Below are 17,977 nucleotides of genomic sequence, written 5' to 3'. Positions count from 1 at the left end.
TGAAGGAGTTTTGGAAGATGCCGGTATCGGTCACCATGCCCCGGCTCGGCGAGAGCGTCACCGAGGGCACCGTCACGCGCTGGCTCAAGCAGGAGGGCGACACCGTCGAGGTCGACGAGCCGCTGCTCGAGGTGTCGACCGACAAGGTCGACACCGAGATCCCGTCCCCCGCGGCCGGCGTGCTGACCCGGATCGTGGTGGGCGAGGACGAGACCGCCGAGGTCGGCAGCGAGCTGGCCGTCATCGACGGTGAGGGCGGCGCGGCCGGCGGCGGCGAGGCCCCGCAGGAGGAGCCGGCCGAGCAGGTCGAGCCGGCCGCGGAGCCGACGGCCGCCGCCGAGGGCACCGCCGACCAGGTCGCGCAGGACGAGGCCCCCGAGGCCCCGAAGGCCGAGGCGCAGGCCGCTCCGACGCCGTCGGGCGGCGGCACCCCGGTGACGATGCCGGCCCTCGGTGAGAGCGTCACCGAGGGTACGGTCACCCGCTGGCTGAAGCAGGTCGGCGACACCATCGAGGTGGACGAGCCGCTGCTGGAGGTCTCCACCGACAAGGTGGACACCGAGATCCCGTCGCCGGTCGCGGGCACCGTTCTCGAGATCAAGGTTCCCGAGGACGAGACCGCCGCGGTCGGCGCCGAGCTGGCCGTCATCGGCGCCGCCGTCGCGGCCCCGGCCGAGGCGAAGCCCGAGCCCAAGCCGGAACCGAAGCCCGAGGCGAAGCCGGAACCGAAGCCCGAGCCCAAGCCGGAGCCGAAGGCCGAGGCGAAGCCGGAGCCGTCGGTGTCCGAGCCGACCCCGGGCCTGTCGTACAACGAGCCGGCCGCGGAGGCCGAGGTCGCCGCCGAGCCGGTCAAGGCCGAGCAGGCCGCCCAGCCGGCCGCGCCGACCACGACCCCGCAGCGCCCGACCGCCCCGGTCTCCGGCGGTGGCGAGGAGGCCGCCGGCTACGTGACCCCGCTGGTGCGCAAGCTGGCCGGCGAGCACGGCGTCGACCTGTCGTCGGTCAACGGCACCGGCGTCGGTGGCCGGATCCGCAAACAGGACGTGCTGGACGCGGCCGAGAAGGCCAAGGCGGCGAAGGCCGCCCCGGCGCCGCAGCAACCCGCCGCGGCGGCGGCCCCGGCCCAGCCGGCGGCGAAGCCGCAGCCGAGCACCAAGCGCGGTACGACCGAGAAGCTGCCCCGGATCCGTGCGGCCATCGCCAAGCGGATGCACGAGTCGCTGCACGAGATGGCGCAGCTCACCACGGTCGTCGAGGTGGACGTCACCAGGATCGCCAAGCTGCGGGCGCGGGCGAAGGACTCCTTCGTGCAGCGGCACGGCGTCAAGCTGTCCTTCCTGCCGTTCTTCGCCCTCGCCGCCGTCGAGGCGCTGCAGACCCATCCCATCGTCAACGCCCGGATGGACCTGGCGGGCGGGACCATCACCTACCCGGAGGCCGAGCACCTCGGCATCGCGGTCGACACCGAGCGCGGTCTCCTGGTGCCGGTCATCCACAACGCCGGCGACCTCAACCTCGGCGGCATCGCCAAGCGGGTCGCCGATCTGGCCGAGCGCACCCGGACCAACAAGATCAGCCCGGACGAGATCGCCGGCGCGACCTTCACGCTGACCAACACGGGCAGCCGGGGCGCGCTCTTCGACACCCCGATCGTGCCGTCGCCGCAGTCGGCGATGCTCGGCACGGGTGCCGTGGTGAAGCGGCCGGTCGTGGTCAACGACCCGGACCTGGGTGAGGTCGTCGCCGTCCGGTCGATGATCTACCTGGCCCTGTCGTACGACCACCGCCTGATCGACGGCGCCGACGCCGCTCGTTTCCTGTCGACGATCAAGGAGCGCCTGGAGGCCGGCAACTTCGAGGCCGAGCTGGGCCTGTAGCACCGCGTACGACAAGAGGGGCGTCCCGGACGGGGCGCCCCTCTCGCGTACCCGGTCAGGACCCGAGCGTCTCCACCGGCTGACCCGATTCGGGCCCACCCCGCGCGACCCGCTGAGAGAGTGGGTCGGTGGGCGGTCTCCGGTGGCGCAGTCGGCTGGGGCCCGCCGTCGCCGTCGCCCCCGGCGCCCGGGTGGACAAGTTCGAGGTCTTCTTCGACCTGGTCTTCGTCTTCTCGTTCTTCATCATCACGCGGGCCACCGCCATGGACATCAACGGCCGGCAGCTCCTGCACGCGATGCTGGTGCTCGCCGTGCTCTGGTGGTGCTGGGTGATCCACAGCGTGGTCGCCACCCGGGTCCGGCTCGGCGTCGGGTTCGTGCCGGTGCTGATGGTGATCGGCATGGCGGCGCTGTTCTGCTTCGCGCTCGCCCTGCCCCAGGCATTCGGTGACCCGCGCGCGGGGGCGGCCGGGCCGGCGGTGGTGGCGATCAGCTACGTGGTGATCCGCGCCGTGCACCTCGTGCTCTACCTGCACATGGTGCAGGACAGCCCGGACGAGCGCCGGCAGCTGCGCCACTTCACCCCGGAGATCTTCGTCAGCACCCTCCTGCTGGCCGCGGCGGCGCTGGTGCCCCCGCGGATCGACGATCCGGGCCAGGCCACCATGGTCCGGGACATGCTGTGGCTGGCGGTCGTGGTGCTCCAGTACGCCACCGGGCTGATCGCCGGCACCTGGGGCTGGGGGATCACCTCGGCCGAGCACTGGACCGAACGGTACGACCTCATCCTGATCATCGCCCTGGGCGAGTCGGTCATCTCCGTCGGCGTCGGCAGCAACCTCCTCGGCCAGCCACCCACCTGGTCGGCGGTCACCGCGGCCGTCCTCGGCATCGTCTTCACCGCCGCCCTCTGGTGGGCGCACTACGACATGATCGGGCCGGCCGCGCGGATCGCCCTGCACGCCGCGGAGGGCCGGCCACGGGTGGCGATGGCCCGCGACGCGTACGCCTACCTGTACCTGCCGATGATCGCCGGCATCATCCTGTTCGCCCTGGGCGCCGAGGAGATCGTGCACGAGATCGCCGACCCGAAGATCCCGATCGCCGAGCCGGCACACGGGCCGGCCGTGCCGCTGCTCTTCGGCGGGGTGGCCTGCTTCCTGTCGGCGAACATGCTGTTCCAGCTGCGCACCCTGCGGACGGTGTCGTGGACCCGGGTCGTCACGGTGCTGCTGCTCCTCGCCGCCATCCCGGTCGGCATGCACCTGCCGGGGCTCGCCACCCTCGGCCTGCTCACCGCGATCTGCGTCGGGCTCGTCGCGGCGGAGGTGGTGGTCTTCGCCGAGGGGCGGCGGGCCCTGCACGCGGTCGTCTTCGAGGAGCGGACCACCCACGAGACGCACGAGGCGGCGTGGCGCGCGCGCTGGAAGGAGAAGCCCCCCGAGGACCCCTCGACCTGACGCCCCCACCGTCGGGGCGTGCTCGCGTAGGTTGGCGGAAGCGTCGCGGTGTACCCGGCACGGAGACCGCCGAGGGCACGGAGGCGCGCGACCGCATGGGAACCACATGCCACCACCCCCGCCGTACGGGCGCCTGCGCGCCCTCGGCCACCACCTCGTCGAGATCCACCTCTGGCTCCGCGAGGAGCTGGACCGCATCCGCGACAGCCTGGACGGGGACGGCCCCGGCGTACGCCCTCGGGAGCTGCGGGCCCACTGCCTGGCCTTCTGCGCGAGCCTGACCCGGCACCACACCGGCGAGGACACCGGGGCGTTCCGGGTGCTCGCCGCGCAGGTGCCGGAGCTGCGGCCGGTGCTGCGCGAGCTGGAGGCCGACCACCGGCTCGTCGAGGCCGCGCTGCGTCGGGTCGAGGACCTGCTCGGCTCCCGCCACCCGGTCGAGGAGGTCCGCAACGAGCTGGACACGCTCGCCGCGCTGCTGGAGACCCATTTCCTCTACGAGGAGAAGAAGCTGACCGCGGCCCTCAACGCGCTGGAGGACGGCCGCACCGAGGAGCTGCTCGGGGTCCCGCTGCCACCCGAGGACCGCTGATCTGCCGGTAGCAGAAACGGCCCGCGCGGGCTCGCCGCCGGACCGCGCCGACGGCAGGCTGGGACGGGTGACGACCTTCTCGCTCCAGGCCTCCCCCACCGACGCCGCCGACTGGCTGGACCTGGCCCGCCGGGCGGAGGCGGCCGGCTTCGACGCCCTGTTCGCCGCCGACCATCCGGGGGCGGTGGCGTCGCCGTTCGTCACCCTCGCCGCCGCGGCGGCGGTGACGAGCAGGCTGGGCCTCGGGTCGTACGTCTCGAACGCCGGCGTCCGTGAGCCGGCCCTGCTCGCCGCGGACGTCGCCACGCTCGACCTGGTGTCCGGGGGGCGGGCCCGGCTGGGTCTGGGCGCCGGGCACACCCCGGCCGAGTGGCGGGCCGTCGGCCGGGAGCGCCCGGACGTGGCGGGCCGCGTACGCCGGTGCGTGGCCGTGGCCGAGGCCGTGCGCGCCCTGCTCGACGGCGAGGAGGTCACCGTCGACACGCCGGACCTGGTCATGCGCGGCGCACGGCTGGACCGGCCCCGGCCCGTCCAGGCCCGGATCCCGCTGACCATCGGCACCGCGAACTCCCGGCTGCTGCGGTGGGCGGGGGCCCACGCCGACGTCGTCGGGCTCGCCGGTCTCGGGCGCACGCTCCCCGACGGGTACGCCCACGAGGTCCGCTGGCGGGAGGCCGACACGGAGGCGCAGGTGGCGCAGGTGGCGGCGGGCGCGGCGGGCCGGGCCACCCCGCCCGTGCTGGAGGCCCTGGTGCAGCAGGTGGTGGTCACCGACGACGCCGAGGCCGCCGCCGCATCCACCGCCCGGGACACCGGCCTGACGGTGGAGGAACTGCTCGCCACGCCGTACGTGCTGATCGGCACCGAGGACGAGATCGTCGCGGCCGTCGCCGCGCACGAACGCCGCTGGGGCATCACCCGTTTCGTCGTACGCCGCGACGCGCTCGATCCGCTCACCCCGGTCCTCGGCCGCCTCGCCGCGGACGCTCAGGCGAGCCGCTCGTAGAAGCGGATCTTCTCCCGGAGGTGGTCGTACTGGCGCTCGAGCAGGCGCATCTGCTCCTCCACCCGGGCGGCGTGCCGTTCCAACAGGGGCCCGGCGGTCGGCGCTGGTGTGCTCGCCCTCCCGGCGTGCGTACATGTCCGCAGGCTAGTGCTTGACCTGGAGCGCACTCCAGGCTGAAGGCTGTACGCATGAGGACGACACGGACACTGGGACGCAGCGGCATCGAGGTCAGCGCGCTCGGCATGGGTTGCTGGGCGATCGGCGGACCGTTCTGGGAGGGTGACCAGCCGCTCGGCTGGGGCGAGGTCGACGACGACGAGTCGGTGCGCACCATCCACCGGGCGCTCGACCTGGGGGTGACCCTCTTCGACACGTCCAGCAACTACGGCGCGGGGCACAGTGAGCGGGTCCTCGGCCGCGCCCTGGCGGGACGCCGCGACCGGGTGGTGATCGCCACCAAGTTCGGCTACCCGACCGACGAGGCCACCCGTCAGGCCACCGGCACGGACGCCAGCCCCGAGTACGCGCGGCGGAGCCTGGAGGGTTCGCTGCGCCGGCTCGGCACCGACCACGTCGACCTGTACCAGCTGCACGTCAACGCGCTGCCGGCGCCGCAGGCGCTCGACCTGGTCGACACGTTGGAGGACCTGGTCGCCGAGGGCAGCATCCGGGCGTACGGCTGGAGCACCGACGACCCGGAGTCGGCGCGGGCGTTCGCGGCAGCGGGACGGCACTGCGCCGCGATCCAGCACGACCAGTCGGTGCTGAGGGACAACGCGGCGATGCTCGCCGTCTGCGACGAGTTCGACCTGGCCAGCCTCAACCGGGGACCGCTGGCCATGGGCCTGCTCACCGACCGGTACCAGGGCTCTCCGGCGGTCCGGGGCCGTGACGACGTGCGCGCGGTGGCCCCCGAGTGGTTGCCCTGGTTCACCGACGGCGTGCCGGACGCCGAGTGGGCCGACCGGGTGGCGCGGGTCCGCGAGGTCCTCACCGCCGACGGGCGCACCCTCGCCCAGGGCGCGCTCGGTTGGCTGCTGGCGCGCAGCCCGCGGACGCTGCCGATCCCCGGCTGCCGCACGGTGGCCCAGGCGGAGGAGAACGTCGGCACGCTGGCGTACGGTCCGCTGCCGGAGGCGGCCTTCGCCGAGGTGGAAACACTCCTCGCCGACCTGCGCGCCGCCCCGGCGACGGCCTGACCGCGCGAGGGTGCCCGCCGGCCGCGGCCCGACGCCCGGCGAGGGGCGTCCGGACCCGGCGTCCGCCCGCGCCCTGAGGAGACTCGGCCCTACCGACCGGCGGACGCCACCGGTGAGTGGAACACCATGGCTGTCTCCGCAGCGCCTTGACGTGCATGGTGTTCCACTCACCGCCGCCACCGGCCGACCGCCGCCGACGGCCGCCGGACGCAGGCGACAGGTGGGTGCTCATGCCGCGCACCGCATCCAAATCCGGCCGGGTGGCCGAAGATAGGGGCATGCGGATCCTCATGGCCGGCGCGTCCGGCTTCCTCGGCACCCGGCTGGTCGACCGGCTCACCGCGGACGGGCACCACGTCGTCCGGCTGGTCCGGCGGGCACCGCGCACTCCCGACGAACGGCAGTGGAACCCGTCCGCCGGTCAGCTCGACCCGGCGGTGGTCACGGAGGCCGACGCCGTGGTCAACCTGGCCGGCGCGGGTGTCGGCGACAAGCGGTGGACCGACGAGTACAAGCAGCTCATCCGGACCAGCCGGGTCGACACCACCACCACGCTGGCGGTCACGATCGCGGGCCTGCCGGCCGCCGACCGGCCGACGGTGCTGCTGAACTCCTCGGCGGTGGGTTGGTACGGCGACACCGGTGACCGGTCGGTCGAGGAGGACGCCCCGGCGGGCGAGGGTTTCCTCGCCGACGTGTGCCGGGTGTGGGAGGCCGCGACCCGGCCGGCCGAGGACGCGGGCGTACGGGTGGTGCGGCTGCGCACCGGCCTGCCCCTGCACCGCGACGGCGGGCTGCTCAAGCCGCAGCTCCTGCCGTTCCGGCTGGGCATCGCCGGGCGGCTCGGCAGCGGCCGGCAGTGGCTGCCCTGGATCTCGATGACCGACTGGCTGGACGCGACCCGGTTCCTGATCGACCGGGACGACCTGGCCGGCCCGGTCAACATGGTGGGGCCCGCACCGGTGACCAACGCCGAGTTCACCAGGGAACTGGCTCGACAGCTGCACCGGCCGGCGGTCATCCCGATCCCGGCCCTGGCGTTGAGGGTGGCGCTCGGTGGCTTCGCGCAGGACGCCCTCGCGAGCACCCGGGTGCTGCCGGGCGTGCTGACGAGGGCCCGCTTCGCCTACCGCCACCCCGACCTGTCCAGCGCCCTGCACGCCGCCCTGACGGAGTAAGGAAGGGCCCCCTGTTAACGCCTGGCGTAGAGCAGGGGGCCCTTCTTAACAGCACCCGACGATGGGACGCCGCGCCGGGTCGGTGTGGTGGGTCAGCAGCCGATCACCCAGTAGCCGGGGCCGGTCTGCTTGAGGGTGCTGGTGTAGAAGGTGTTGTAGAGGCCCATCCGCTGGTTGGAGCCCTTGGCGTACGCGTAGCCGCCGGAGGCGTACGCGCGGCCGGCGGTGACGTGCGCGTAGTTGCTGGCGGTGACGCACGTGGGGCTGGTCGTCGGGGTGGGGGTCGGCGACGCGGTCGGGGTGGGCGTCGGGCTGGTGGTCGGCGTCGGGGTGGGGTTGGTGCCGCCACCGTTCAGGCCGAAGAAGACCGCGTCGTAGTACGTCGAGCAGATGGTGTCCAGGATGTACGCCCCGGCGGTGCCGCACTGGTCCTGCGCCGAACCCGGGTCGACCGGCGTGCCGTGGCCCATCCCGGAGACGCGGTAAAGCCGCACGTCGTTGTTGCCGTACACCTCCAGGCTGGTGCTGGCGGGCAGCGACGCGGTGCTGGTGGGGGTCTGCGACACGCCCCGGACATTGGTCCACTGGTCGCGCAGTTCGGTGGCGTTGGCGGGCACCACGACGTAGTCCGACGTGCCGTGCCAGATCGAGACCCGGGGGTACGGGCCGGTGTAGCCGGGGTAGGCGTTGCGTACCAGGTCACCCCAGGCGGCCGGGGTCTTGTCCACCCCGCTGTACTGGCAGGTGGAGGTCGTGGCCGGCGGCGAGCAGCGGTACGGCAGGCCGGCGATGACCGAGCCGGCGCGGAAGACGTCCGGGTAGGTGGCGAGCATGACCGCACTCATCGCCCCACCGGCGGAGAGCCCGCTGACGAAGACACGTCCCGCGTCGGTGCCGTAGTTGGTCTTGGCGTAGTCGACCATCTGCTTGATCGACAGCGCCTCGCCCTGGCCGCGCTTGATGTCGCCCTCGACGAACCAGTTGAAGCAGGAGTTGCCCTGGTTGGCGCTGGACTGCTGGGCGACGAGGACGGTGAACTTCCACTGGTCGGCGTACTTCTGCCAGCCGGTGCCGTTGAAGTAGCCGGGGCCGTTCTGGGTGCAGCCGTGCAGGAGCACCACGGCGGGGGCGTTGGCCGGCAGGTTGTCGGGGCGGTAGGCGTACAGGGAAAGGTTGCCGGGGTTCGAACCGAACCCGGTGACCTGGGTCAGGCTGGCGGCCTGGGCGGGGGCGGACACGGCGACGACCGCCGCGGCGGCCAGGACGAGCCCGGCTGCCGCGCCGGCCAGCCGGGCGAAGATGGTGGGGTTGCGGCGCACGGGGGCCTCCTGTCGGGGAATGTGAACTGGGTCACCCGCGAGTTGCCGCGACGTTACGTCGGCGTGTCAGTCATGTGACATGGGCCACGGTCACACATTCGTCGTTGTCGAGGTGTGCGTGCGGGTCCGGCGGGTTAAGCGGGGGCCCTTCCACAACGCGAGGCGTTAACGGCGGGCCCTTCCTTGCACGTCTGCCGGGCGTGTCCAGATCCGGTTGGTAACGTCCGCTGCGTGCCGACCTCCCCGTCCCTGGCTCCCTCGCCGGCCTCCGTGCCCCGTGCCGTCCGCGACCGCCGGGCCGACCTGGTCGTGGTGCTGGCCGCGCTGGCCCTGGCCGTCTGGGTGACGAGCGGCCTCTGGCGGGACCCGAACGGCCGCGCCATCACGGTCAACTCCAGCGACCAGGCGCTCTTCGAGTGGCTGCTGGCGTTCGGCGGCCACGCGCTCACCCACGGCGAGAACCCGCTCTTCACGTACCTGATCAACGTCCCGGACGGGGTCAACCTCGCGGTCAACACCTCGATCACCGTGTACGCGGTGGTCTTCGCGCCGCTGACGTACCTGATCGGGCCGCCGGCCACCTTCCTGGTGATCCTCACCCTCAACCTCGCCGCCACCGCGCTGGCCTGGTACTGGCTGCTCTCCCGGCAGTTCGGCCTGGGCGGGCTCGCCGCCGGGGTGGGCGGGCTGTTCATCGGCTTCTCCCCCGGCATGGTCTCGCACGCCAACGCCCACCTGAACTGGACCGCCGGCTGGCTGGTGCCGCTGCTGATCTGGCGGGTGTTCGCGTTGCGCCGCCCGGAACACCGGCTGCGCGACGGGGTGATCCTCGGCGTGCTGGTCGCGGTCGCGTTCTCCATCGCGGCCGAGGGGCTCTTCTTCACCGCCCTGGCGCTCGGCGTCTTCGTCGCCGTGTGGGCGCTGCACCCGGCCACCCGGGATGAGGCGCGGGCGGTGCTGCCCGGCTTCCTGGGCGGGCTCGCGGTGACCGCCGTGACCGCCGGCGTGCTGCTGGCGTACCCGCTGTGGCTGCACTTCGCCGGCCCGCAGCGCTTCCACGGCACCGGCTTCGACGCCGTGATCCACTCCGAGGACGTCGCCGCGTACGGGGCGTTTCCGAGCCGGTCCCTCGCCGGCGAGGCCGGGCTGGGGACCCAACTCGCCCCGAATCCGACCGAGGAGAACTCGTTCTTCGGCTACCCGCTGCTGGTGCTGACGGTCGCCTCCTTCGTGCTGCTGTGGCGCCGGGCCGCGCCCGGCCGTCGGGCCACCCTGTGGGCGTTGGGCGTCGTCGCGGTGACCTTCGCGGTGCTCTCCTTCGGGCCGGTGGCGAAGGTCGAGGGCCGCCGGGTCGACCTGCCGCTGCCGTTCGACCTTCTCGGGCACCTGCCGGTGGTGAACGCCGCCCTGCCCGCCCGGCTGGCCCTCGTGGTGGCACCGGTCATCGGGGTGCTGCTGGCGTACGCGGTGGACCAGCTCCGCGCCCACCCACCCCGGCGGCGGCCCGCGCGGCTGGCGTGGGGCGCGGGGTTCGCGGCGGCGCTGCTGCCGCTGCTGCCGATGCCGCTGCTGACCGTCGAGCGCGAGCCGATCCCGAAGTTCATCACCTCCGGCACCTGGACGGAGTACGTCTCCCCGGGCGGCGTGCTCACCCCGCTGCCCCTGACCCTGGACGTGTACCCGGACGGGCAGCGCTGGCAGGCGTACGCCCTCGCGCACCAGCAGGGCGAGTTCACCATCCCGGCCGGGTTCTTCCTCGGCCCCGGCGGCCCGGACGGCCGGGGCCAGATCGGCCCGCCGCGCCGGCTGCTGAGCGACCTGATGGACCAGGCCGGCCGGACCGGCCTGGTGCCCATCATCACCGCCGGCACGGTCGCCGTGGTCCGGGAGGACGTGCGCCACTGGCGGATCGAGACGCTGGTGCTCGCCGACGAGGTGCACGGGGCCAAGTGGCCGGTCGACGAGGACGCGATCCGGCGTACCGCCACCGTCCTGTTCGGCGAGCCGCAGCGGGTCGAGGACGTGTGGGTGTGGCGGGTACCGCAGTCGTGAGCAGGGGTGACCGGCCGGTACGGGTCTAGGCTTGCAGCGTGACCGCCACGACCTCCGGCCTGACGGCCGTCCGCGCCGGTGTCCTCGACTACCAGGCCGCCTGGGACGAGCAGCGACGGCTGCACGAGTCCGTGGTGGCCGGCGAGCGCGGGGACACGGTGCTGTTGCTGGAGCACCCGAGCGTCTACACCGCCGGCAAGCGCACCGAGCCGTGGGACCGTCCGATGGACGGCACGCCCGTCGTGGACGTGGACCGGGGCGGCAAGATCACCTGGCACGGTCCGGGTCAGCTGGTCGGCTACCCGATCCTGCGGCTGCCCGACCCCGTCGACGTGGTCGCCTACGTCCGGCGCACCGAGCAACTGCTGATCGACGTGTGCGCCGAGTTCGGGCTGACCGCCGGCCGCGTCGAGGGGCGCAGCGGCGTGTGGGTGCCCGAGGACGACCGGGGCCCGGCCCGCAAGGTGGCCGCCATCGGCATCCGCGTCGCCCGGGGCGTCACCCTGCACGGCTTCTCCCTCAACTGCGACTGCGACCTCGCGTACTTCGACCGGATCGTGCCCTGCGGCATCCGCGACGCCGGCGTCACCTCGCTCACCGCCGAGCTGGGCCGGCCGGTCACCGTCGCCGACGCGCTGCCGGTGGTCGAGCGGCACCTGCCGACCCTCGTCGAGGGCTGAGAAGAAATCCCCTCGCGGATCCCGCCGGGCGGGCCCGCGCCCCCTATTGAGCGATCGCTCAAATGCCGCTAGCCTCCCTCTTGAGCGATCGCTCAAGAACGGGGGCCGGCATGCGCGCCATCTATGTCGAGACACGTGTCGACGCACCGATGGAGCATGTCTGGCGAGCGACGCAGGACCCCGGGGCCCACCGTCGGTGGGATGCCCGCTTCGGCCGGATCGACCCGGTCCCCGGCAGCACGCCGGCCCGGTTCCGGTACGCGACGACGGTGGTTCCCGGGGTGTCGGTCGGCGGCTGGGGGGTGCACGCCGGGGAGCGGTCCCGCCCGGACGGCACCCGCACCTCCGCGCTGCGCTTCGGCTCGGACGACCCGCGCTCGCTGATCGCCGTGGGCTCGGGTTACTGGCGCTACGTGCCCGGCCCGGCCGGGGTGCGGTTCCTGACCGGCTACACCTACACCCCCCGCTGGGGACCGGTGGGCCGCCTGGTCGACCTCGCCTTCCGTCCCGCGTTCGGCTGGGTCACCGCCTGGTCGTTCGACCGGCTCCGGCTCTGGCTGGAGCACGGTGTACCGCCCGAGCGGGCCCGGCGCAACGCGGTCCGGGAGGTCGCCGTACGCCTGCTCGGCGTGGTGTCCGTCGGCCTGCTGGCCGGCGGGGCCGGTCGCACCCCGGCCGCCGTCGCGGTCCTCGCCGCCTCGCTCGTCGTGGCGGTGCTGCCGCCACACCCCCACACCCCGGCCGCCCGCCGCTGCCGGCGCCGCCCGCCGGACCGTCTCGCCGCCCGTCCCCCCGCGCTGTTGGAGAAGCTGTGACCTCGGTGTTCCGTCGCGCCCTCGGCGCCGACTTCGACCGGCTGCACCCGGAACTGCAACGCCGCTTCGGCGTCGACGGCGCCACCCACGTCGGGTGCGTGGGCACCGGCGTGATGGAGCGCGTGTGGCGGGGCGCCGCGTTCACCGCCCCGTTCCTGCACCTGGGCACCCTGCGGCACGTCCTGTTCCCGGAGACCGGGGAGCACGTGCCGTTCACCATCGAGAACTACGCCTACACCGACTCGTACGGCCGGCCCACCCTCACCTTCGTCCGCACCTTCCAGGTGTCCCCGCACCGCCGTCGCCGCTTCGACGCCACCATGGTGTGGAGCGAGCAGCGCGGCGTCCTGGTCGACTACCTCGGCACCCACCAGCATCTCGCGGTGGACCTGCACCTCGGCGTCGACGTCACCGGCGCGCTCACCATCCGCAGCGGCGCCTACCGCTCCCGGGGCGGCCTGCGCTGTCCTGCGACGCTGACCGGCGAGGCCCGCCTGCGCGAGTGGTACGACGAGGGCACCGGCCGCTTCGGCATCCGGGTGGCGGTCACCAACCACCGGTTCGGGCCGCTGTTCGGCTACACCGGCAGTTTCACCCTCCGGTACCTGCGCCCGGACCGGGCACCGGTGCCCGCCGCCGTACGACCGCTGCGGGAGAATCCTCGGGAATGACCGAAGGGACCCGCATGGCCGCCACCCGCGACAAGCTGATCGACGGCGCGCTCGCCGCGATCCGGACCCACGGCATCGCCGGGGTGTCGGCCCGGACCATCGCCGCCGCCGCCGGGGTCAACCAGGCCCTGGTCTTCTACCACTTCGGCAGCGTCGACGACCTGCTCACCGAGGCGTGCCGCAGCGCGACCGCCGCCCGCGTCGCCGTCTACCGCGAACGCTTCGCGGACGTACGCTCGCTGCGCGAACTGCTCGACCTCGGGCGCACGCTGCACGAGCAGGAGCGCGCCGAGGGGAACGTGGCGGTGCTGGCCCAGATGCTGGCCGGCGCCCAGACCGACCAGCGGCTCGCCGAGCCCACGGCGTCGGCGCTGCGGCTCTGGACGGCGGAGATCGAGACCGTGCTGCGGCGGCTGCTGCGCGACTCCCCGCTCGCCCCGGTCACCGACCCGGCCGGGCTGGCCCGTGCGATCTCCGCCGCCTTCGTCGGCCTGGAACTCTTCGAGGGCGTCGACAACGCCGGCGCGCGGGACGCGTTCGACGCCCTGGAACGGCTGGCCGTCCTGGTCGAGGTGGTCGACGACCTGGGCCCCCTGGCCCGCGCCAAACTCCGCCCCCCAACCTGACCCCCACCCCCTCCCCCACCCCCACCCCCTCCCCACCCCCACCCACGCCGACCGGCGTTGATCAAGGGGTTTGCGTCAGGATCCGCGCGCGATCCGGCGCAAACCCCTTGATCAACGGGGTCATGGTGGGGAGGGGGTGGGAAGGGGGGGGGGGGGGGAGGGGCCCGCGTACGGCTCGACCGGCTCGCCCCGGGCCGCGAGCACCGCCAGGTAGTCGGCGTGCCGGTGCAGCCGCTGCCCGCCGGTGACCAGCTCCAGGCCGCGGAAGAGCAGGTCGAAGCCGTTGGAGTACGCCGGCCGCGCCGGGTCGGGGTGGGTGTAGAAGGGGCGTTTCGCCATCGGGTACCCGGTGACGAAGAGGAAGTCCGAGCCGTGCTCGGCGCGCGCCCACTCCCCCAGCGCCCGCTCGTGGACCGGGGCCAGGTCCGGCTCGTCGGCGGGCGCGCCGGCGATCTTCAGCGCCTCGGTGAAGTGCACGGCGGGGATCTCCGCCGGCACCTCCGGCACCGCCACGTCCAGCGTCGCCAGCGCGGCGCCCGCCCGGTCGGCGACGGTGTCGAGCATCCCGGCGAGGGTGTCCCGGAGCACCGCCATGACGTCCCGGTGGTCGGTGACGAAGCCCAGCTCGGCGTCGAGCGACGTGTACTGCGCCAGGTGCCGGACGGTGTCGTGCGGCTCGGCCCGGAACACCGGCCCCACCTCGTACACGCGCTCGAAGACGCCGACCATGAGCTGCTTGTAGAACTGGGGCGACTGGGCCAGGTAGGCGGGCCGGCCGAACCAGTCCAGCGCGAACACGTTCGCCCCGCTCTCGGTGGACGAGCCGACCACCTTCGGGGTGTGGATCTCGACGAAGTCGCGGGCGTCCAGGGCGGCCCGGAAGCCGGCCACCGCCGCCGCGGAGATTCGCAGTGCGGCGGACCGGGTCGGGTGCCGCAGTGCGACGGGCGCGTTGTCGAGCTGGGTGGGCAGGGTGGCGGTGAGGGCCGGCCGGTACAGGTCGAAGGGCGGTGGCTCGGCGGGTGCGCCGAGTGGTCGTACCGTCGGCGCGGTCAGCTCGACCCCGGCGGGCGCCGTCGCGTTGACGACGACCGTGGCGACCACCTCGACGACGGTCTCCTCGGGCAGCGTCTCCACGGCCGCGCGCACGGCGGCGTCGGTGACGACGACCTGGGCGAGCCCGGCGGCGTCCCGCACGATCAGGAAGGCCACCGACTTGAGCAGCCGGCGGCGGTGGACGTGACCGGCGATCCGCACGGTCTCGCCGACATGGGCGGTGAGTTGGGAGGACAGGATGCGTTGCACGGCGGTTACCTCCTTGATCAATCGCAACGCGATCCCCAGGGAGGTGTGGGCGAGCGGGAACCTCGCGGTGCCACCACACCTTCGCCCCCGCCGGAGCGGGAGCCTCGTTCGTCGCCTTTTCACCGGGGCCGGCCGGGCGGGGTCTACTGGGCGTTAAAAGGGGGCCCTTCCTCTACCGGAGGCGTTAAGAAGGGGCCCTTCCTTACCGTTCTTCCCGCAGCTCGGGAGGGTCTTCACGCACCGGCGCCAGACCGCCTCGCAGCAACCGGCGGCTCTCTTGAAACTGGCGTCCCGGTGCCCTACTCGGCTCCGTCACAGCTCTGCGGCGCACGCTAGCACCCCCGGGGCCGTCGGTGTGACGGGGTTTTTTCGCCCCCGGTGTCCGGCGTCACAAGATTCGGGGCGTGACGGCGGTCGCCCGACGTGCATCGACCACGGCCGACGGGCGTAGGCTCGGTTTTGTGACGATCGAGCACTCCGCGCCGACGACCGGCCAGGCAGCGCGCCCCGCGACCGCCGCCCCCGAGGGGCGACGGCTGCTGCGGATCGAGGCGCGCAACGCCGAGACGCCGATCGAGCGCAAGCCGCCGTGGATCAAGGTCAAGGCCAAGATGGGGCCGGAGTACACCCAGCTGCGCGGGCTGGTCTCGCGCGAGGGGCTGCACACCGTCTGCCAGGAGGCCGGCTGCCCCAACATCTACGAGTGCTGGGAGGACCGGGAGGCGACGTTCCTCATCGGTGGCGACCAGTGCACCCGGCGCTGCGACTTCTGTCAGATCGACACCGGCAAGCCGGCCGAGTTCGACGCCGACGAGCCCCGCCGCGTCGCCGAGTCGGTCGTGTCGATGGGCCTGCGCTACGCCACCATCACCGGTGTCGCCCGGGACGACCTGCCCGACGGCGGCGCCTGGCTCTACGCCGAGACGGTCCGGCAGATCCACGCCCTGCAGCCCGGCTGCGGCGTCGAGCTGCTGATCCCCGACTTCAACGCGGTTCCCGAGCAGCTCGCCGAGGTCTTCGGCGCCCGGCCGGAGGTGCTGGCCCACAACGTGGAGACGGTGCCGCGGATCTTCAAGCGGATCCGGCCGGCGTTCCGCTACGAGCGGTCCCTCGACGTGATCCGGCAGGCCCGCGCGGACGGCCTGGTCACCAAGAGCAACCTCATCCTCGGCATGGGCGAGGAGCGCGCGGAGATCTCCCAGGCGCTGCGTGACCTGCACGACGCCGGCTGCGAGCTGATCACCATCACGCAGTACCTGCGCCCCACCCCCCGGCACCACCCGGTCGAGCGCTGGGTCAAGCCGGAGGAGTTCGTGGAGCTGCGCGAGGAGGCCGAGGAGATCGGCTTCGCGGGCGTGATGAGCGGCCCGCTGGTGCGCTCGTCGTACCGCGCCGGCCGGCTCTACCGGCAGGCCCTGGACGCCCGCGAGGCCACCCCGGTCGGCACCGCCGGCTGAGGAAACCCGCCGCCGCACCGGCACCGCGCCACGCGGGCCGACGGCCGGGTGCCATGATCGGCCCATGACCGCCGGGGTACGCCAGGAGCGACGCCACGCGCTGCGCGCGCTCCCGGTTTCCTGGCCCCGGCTGCCCACGCTGCTGACCGTTCTCGCGATCGTGGCCGGTGTCGCGTACCGGCTCGGGCTGCTGCTCTCCGACACGCCGCAGACCAACAGCGACGAGGCCACGATGGGGTTGGCCGCCCTGCACATCGCGCAGGGGCGGGACTTCCCCGTCTGGTTCTACGGCCAGCGGTACATGGGGACGCTGGAGGCGTACCTGGCCGCACCGGTGTTCGCCCTCGCCGGCCCGTCGACGGTCGGCCTGCGGCTGCCCACCCTGGCCCTGTACGCGATCTTCCTGATGCTCGCCTGGCGGCTCGCGCTCCGGCTCACCGCCGACCGCTGGTTCGGCCTGCTGGTCGTGGTGGTTCTCGCCCTCGGCTCCGACCGGGTGGTCAAGAACCAGCTCATCGCCGGGGGCGGCTACCCGGAGATGAACGCCGCCGGGATGGCGCTGGCCGTCCTCGCGTACGACCTGGCGACCGGCCGGCCCGGGCGCCGACTCCCCCGGTGGCTGGGCTGGGGCCTGCTGGCCGGACTGCTGCTCTGGGTGGACCCGCTGGTGCTGCCGTACGTGGCCGGGATCGGGGCGGTGCTGGTCGCGTACCGGTGGCGGGAGCTGCGCGGCCGGGCCGGGGCGCTGCTCGGGCTCGGCGCGCTGGTCGGGGCCGCCCCGCTGCTCGGGGACGCCCTCGCCGCCGGCCGCAACCCGCTCGACGCGGTGCTCGCCGCCGCCGGTTCCGGCCAGTCCGCCGGGTGGGCCGACCGGCTGCACGGTGCGCTCGTGCTCGGGCCGCCGCTGGGCATGGGCTTCTGCTCCCCCGGGCGGTGCGCCGGGTGGCAGCTCTGGTGGGCGCTGGCGCTTCCGGTGCTCCTGCTCGTCGCCGGCCTCGCCGCCCGGCGTGCCCTGCGGGTCTCCCCCACACCGACCGCGCCGGCCCCGCCGGTGCGGGCCGCCCTGTCGCTCGCCCTGGTCGGGGCGGCGGTCGCCACCCTGGCCGTGTACGCGGGCAGCAGCGCGTCCGGCCGTACCCCGATCGAGAGTTCCCGGTACCTGTCCTGCCTGCTGATCTCCGTACCGGTGCTGCTGTGGCCGCTGTGGGACGCGGCCCGGCGGCGGCCCGCCGAGCCCGGCCGGGCAGCCACCGTGCGCCTGGTCGCGGCCGGGGTGCTCGTGGCGGTCCTCGGCACCGGGGCCGTCGCGACGGCCGGTGCGATCGCCACCGCACCGGCCGCCCGGGCCGAGCAGGCCCGACACGACGCCCTGGTGGCGGCCCTGCGCGAGCGGGGCGTCCGGCACCTGTACGGCGGCTACTGGACCTGCAACCGGCTCACCCTCGCCAGCGGCGAGGACGTCGTGTGCGCGGTGGTGGACGACGACCTGAGCCCCGGCCACGACCGCTACCGGCCCTACCGCACGACCGTCGGGTCGTCCCCGGGCGCGGTGTGGCTCGCCCGGTCCGGCTCACCGCTGCACGACCGCCTGCGGACCGACCCCCGCTTCCACGAGGCACTCACCCTCCCCGACTGGCACGCCTACCTCCCCAGCGCCAACCCCTGACCCGCCCCCGCCCCGCCCCGCGGCGCGCCGCCCCGCCCCGCGCCGCCCCGCCCCGCGCCGCCCCGCGCCGCCCC

15 protein-coding genes and 1 pseudogene are annotated in these 17,977 nt (G+C 74.0%); 13 read left to right on the top strand and 3 right to left on the bottom strand.

Going from position 1 to position 17,977, the window contains the following annotated elements; translation table 11 throughout:
- Nucleotides 1-17 precede the first annotated feature (17 nt).
- The 4 genes from sucB to ACIBR0_RS04660 all read left to right on the top strand — a co-directional run bounded on the left by sucB (nt 18) and on the right by ACIBR0_RS04660 (nt 4,935).
- Nucleotides 18-1,877, top strand: a complete 1,860-nt coding sequence (gene sucB, locus ACIBR0_RS04675; RefSeq protein ID WP_396712696.1) for a 2-oxoglutarate dehydrogenase, E2 component, dihydrolipoamide succinyltransferase — start codon at nt 18-20, stop codon at nt 1,875-1,877.
- Nucleotides 1,878-2,005: 128 nt separating this feature from the next.
- Nucleotides 2,006-3,337 carry a low temperature requirement protein A gene (locus tag ACIBR0_RS04670; protein ID WP_396712695.1) on the top strand — a complete coding sequence of 444 codons (1,332 nt, stop codon included), beginning with the start codon at nt 2,006-2,008 and terminating at the stop codon, nt 3,335-3,337.
- A gap of 106 nt (nt 3,338-3,443) precedes the next feature.
- Nucleotides 3,444-3,929 carry a hemerythrin domain-containing protein gene (locus ACIBR0_RS04665; RefSeq protein ID WP_396712694.1) on the top strand — a complete coding sequence of 162 codons (486 nt, stop codon included), beginning with the start codon at nt 3,444-3,446 and terminating at the stop codon, nt 3,927-3,929.
- A gap of 67 nt (nt 3,930-3,996) precedes the next feature.
- A complete protein-coding gene (locus ACIBR0_RS04660; protein WP_396712693.1) occupies nt 3,997-4,935 on the top strand; it encodes a TIGR03621 family F420-dependent LLM class oxidoreductase in 939 nt (312 codons plus the stop codon).
- Here ACIBR0_RS04660 and ACIBR0_RS04655 read toward each other — a convergent pair.
- A pseudogene (locus ACIBR0_RS04655) lies at nt 4,917-5,058 on the bottom strand (MerR family transcriptional regulator); the annotation flags it as partial. The gene ACIBR0_RS04660 and the pseudogene ACIBR0_RS04655 overlap by 19 nt on opposite strands.
- 65 nt (nt 5,059-5,123) lie before the next feature.
- Between ACIBR0_RS04655 and ACIBR0_RS04650 the strand changes: the two are divergent.
- Both ACIBR0_RS04650 and ACIBR0_RS04645 read left to right on the top strand, forming a co-directional pair.
- Complete coding sequence (locus ACIBR0_RS04650; RefSeq protein WP_396712692.1) at nt 5,124-6,134, top strand: aldo/keto reductase; 1,011 nt, start codon at nt 5,124-5,126, stop codon at nt 6,132-6,134.
- A gap of 278 nt (nt 6,135-6,412) precedes the next feature.
- Nucleotides 6,413-7,312, top strand: coding sequence for a TIGR01777 family oxidoreductase (locus ACIBR0_RS04645; RefSeq protein WP_396712691.1), 900 nt, complete (start codon nt 6,413-6,415; stop codon nt 7,310-7,312).
- Between the two features lie 92 nt (nt 7,313-7,404).
- Here ACIBR0_RS04645 and ACIBR0_RS04640 read toward each other — a convergent pair whose 3' ends face one another.
- Complete coding sequence (locus ACIBR0_RS04640; RefSeq protein WP_396712690.1) at nt 7,405-8,631, bottom strand: alpha/beta hydrolase family esterase; 1,227 nt, start codon at nt 8,629-8,631, stop codon at nt 7,405-7,407.
- Nucleotides 8,632-8,862: 231 nt separating this feature from the next.
- Between ACIBR0_RS04640 and ACIBR0_RS04635 the strand changes: the two genes are divergently transcribed.
- The 5 genes from ACIBR0_RS04635 to ACIBR0_RS04615 all read left to right on the top strand — a co-directional run bounded on the left by ACIBR0_RS04635 (nt 8,863) and on the right by ACIBR0_RS04615 (nt 13,475).
- Nucleotides 8,863-10,683: a DUF2079 domain-containing protein gene (locus ACIBR0_RS04635; protein ID WP_396712689.1), complete on the top strand. Its 1,821-nt coding sequence runs from the start codon at nt 8,863-8,865 to the stop codon at nt 10,681-10,683.
- Between the two features lie 38 nt (nt 10,684-10,721).
- Complete coding sequence (gene lipB, locus ACIBR0_RS04630; RefSeq protein ID WP_396712688.1) at nt 10,722-11,363, top strand: lipoyl(octanoyl) transferase LipB; 642 nt, start codon at nt 10,722-10,724, stop codon at nt 11,361-11,363.
- A gap of 110 nt (nt 11,364-11,473) precedes the next feature.
- Nucleotides 11,474-12,178 carry an SRPBCC domain-containing protein gene (locus tag ACIBR0_RS04625; RefSeq protein ID WP_396712687.1) on the top strand — a complete coding sequence of 235 codons (705 nt, stop codon included), beginning with the start codon at nt 11,474-11,476 and terminating at the stop codon, nt 12,176-12,178.
- Complete coding sequence (locus ACIBR0_RS04620; protein WP_396712686.1) at nt 12,175-12,849, top strand: DUF4166 domain-containing protein; 675 nt, start codon at nt 12,175-12,177, stop codon at nt 12,847-12,849. The genes ACIBR0_RS04625 and ACIBR0_RS04620 overlap by 4 nt, the downstream gene beginning before the upstream one ends.
- 14 nt (nt 12,850-12,863) lie before the next feature.
- On the top strand, nt 12,864-13,475 hold the full coding sequence (locus ACIBR0_RS04615; protein ID WP_396712830.1) for a TetR/AcrR family transcriptional regulator: 612 nt from the start codon (nt 12,864-12,866) through the stop codon (nt 13,473-13,475).
- Between the two features lie 120 nt (nt 13,476-13,595).
- Here ACIBR0_RS04615 and aspS read toward each other — a convergent pair whose 3' ends face one another.
- Nucleotides 13,596-14,780 carry an aspartate--tRNA(Asn) ligase gene (gene aspS / locus ACIBR0_RS04610; RefSeq protein WP_396712685.1) on the bottom strand — a complete coding sequence of 395 codons (1,185 nt, stop codon included), beginning with the start codon at nt 14,778-14,780 and terminating at the stop codon, nt 13,596-13,598.
- A 404-nt stretch (nt 14,781-15,184) separates the two neighbouring features.
- Between aspS and lipA the strand changes: the two genes are divergently transcribed.
- Together lipA and ACIBR0_RS04600 are read left to right on the top strand one after the other, a co-directional pair.
- The gene (gene lipA, locus ACIBR0_RS04605) at nt 15,185-16,237 is read left to right on the top strand and encodes a lipoyl synthase (protein ID WP_357040168.1); all 1,053 of its coding nucleotides are present in this window, start codon (nt 15,185-15,187) and stop codon (nt 16,235-16,237) included.
- A 64-nt stretch (nt 16,238-16,301) separates the two neighbouring features.
- A complete protein-coding gene (locus ACIBR0_RS04600) occupies nt 16,302-17,903 on the top strand; it encodes a hypothetical protein (protein ID WP_396712684.1) in 1,602 nt (533 codons plus the stop codon).
- Nucleotides 17,904-17,977 lie beyond the last annotated feature (74 nt).

It is taken from the genome of Micromonospora sp. NPDC049497, assembly GCF_044465805.1.
Taxonomy (GTDB): Bacteria; Actinomycetota; Actinomycetes; order Mycobacteriales; family Micromonosporaceae; genus Micromonospora.
This window is presented reverse-complemented; position numbering and strand designations above follow the sequence as displayed.